The organism is Methylorubrum zatmanii (assembly GCF_014845115.1).
GTDB classification, from domain to species: Bacteria; Pseudomonadota; Alphaproteobacteria; order Rhizobiales; family Beijerinckiaceae; genus Methylobacterium; species Methylobacterium zatmanii.
The window spans coordinates 1-1,811 of the sequence record NZ_NKUI01000217.1; the positions used below are offsets into that span (position 1 = coordinate 1).

General features: G+C 68.1%; 1 protein-coding gene. It reads right to left on the minus strand.

Going from position 1 to position 1,811, the window contains the following annotated elements; all coding sequences use genetic code 11:
• Nucleotides 1-335: 335 nt before the first annotated feature.
• Nucleotides 336-1,622 (minus strand): hypothetical protein, encoded by a 1,287-nt coding sequence (locus MZTS_RS21465; protein WP_192285358.1) that lies wholly within the window; start codon nucleotides 1,620-1,622, stop codon nucleotides 336-338.
• Nucleotides 1,623-1,811: the final 189 nt, after the last annotated feature.

Below are 1,811 nucleotides of genomic sequence, written 5' to 3' on the forward strand. Positions count from 1 at the left end.
GCTCAGGTGAGGACGCCCCCCCCCCGGGATGCAGAACCCCCCGGCCACGGATGACGAGGGGTTCCGTCGATGTGGTGCATCGAAAGCCCGGATGAGCCCTGCGAATATATCGGAGCGAGCAGCCTTCGACAAGGAAGGTAGGGCGGATACAGGCAGAACTTGACGACATCGAGGTTAGGCCCAGGGAGACCTACCCGGCGACGGCGGAGAGGCGGACCCGGGGAGAGACCCATCCTAAGACCGGGGAGAGGCGGCAACGGGGGCGGAGAGAGGCAGACCCGGACCCCACGGGGCGGGGACCGGAGGAGGCCTGGGGCCTCCATATGTGGGGGAAATCAGGCATTCGTCGTGGATGTAGAAGACCTTAGCTTGTTGACGGTACGGGTCAGGATTTCATCCATGATCTCCTCGACGCGAGCCCCTTGGGACGCCGGGACCATGAAGCTGTCGTGAACGGGCAAGGCGGGGATGCCGGCCTTCTCGCAGGCTCCCAGGACGCTCACCGCCATGTCGCTGTCGATGCGCATGAGGCCGATGCCGCGATCCGACCCGATGTCCTTGGCGATCGCGGGGTTCCGCTTCTGCACGGCCTTTAGGCAGCCCCAGGTGTAGTCGAGGCCGTGGCCCCAGTCCGGGTTGTGGACGAGGCAGGCAGCGGCCTCGTGGAGCGTACGAGCGTTGAGGGCGACGTTGAGTGCCAACTTCCCGTCGTCCCGATGGTATGTCCCGGTGACGTAGGGATCGTGCCGGAGGACGTGCCCGCGCATAGCGTACAGCAGCGTCGGATGCAGCGCGGTGAAATCGGGCTCGACGAGGACCTCCCCGTTGATGAGGCACTCCCTCCGCCGGGCCTTGGGGAGTTGCTGCCACCAGCCGTACAGCCTCCCGTTTTTGTCGGTGCGGCCGCGGCTGAAGATCCTGCAGACCTCAGCGACGGGCTCGGGCGTCACGGTGGCCCAGCCGGGCGGCCGTCCGCTCCGGTGTCGCCGCTCGCTCCGGGCCCGCACGGTGCGAGTGCCGTGCTCCCAGCCGTCGCCGGTGCCGAGCGCCAGGCGGCTGCCCTGGAGATAGGCGTTGATGCGGGCGACCTGCTTGCGCATGCGCCCGAGCGCCTGGGTCTCCGGCATCGTCACCGGGCGCCCGTCGCCGTCTCTGACGAGCAGGGTGCAGGGGCGGCGCCGGTACTCGAAGGGGGCGTCCTGGAAGAGCCTCAGCAGCTCGGGCGTGGCGCGGTAGCGGGACTGCCGCGGCGTCGCGAGGAGGTGGGAGGCGGGCGCGGCCCGCTCCTCCTCTAGCAACCCCATGGCGACGTGCTCGTCGACGCCGCGCGTGACGCGCTCGTCGACGCCGCGCGTGACGCGCTCGTAGGTATAGGGCAGGCCTTGGTAGCGGTGGGCGTCCTTGTAGAAGGCCTTCCTCCGGCTGAAGGAGATCCACCACGCGTCGGGGGCGGCCGGGCACTCGTCGGCCGCGATGCACGCGGCGGCGAGGACGCTCCTGCGCGCCTGGTCGTAGAGCTTGTCGGAGACGTCCGGAATTCCGGACACTTCCAGGATCGAGGCGGGCACGCCCCAACGAAAGTCTAGGGCGCGGTCGCGCCCGGCAATGTCAGCATCGAGCATCTGCTTCATCCGAGTTCGCGCTCGCGCCGGGCACCACTCCGACGCGCGCGAACATCAGGCTCGACCCGAATTTAGCCTCTGTCCAGCCTCGCTCACCTGAAAAACGAGACCTCTAACCTTCCGAATGCTCGACAAATACAGTGATCCTAGGGGTCGAGGGTTTCGGTGGCCTAGAGCCGTGCCCGAGCG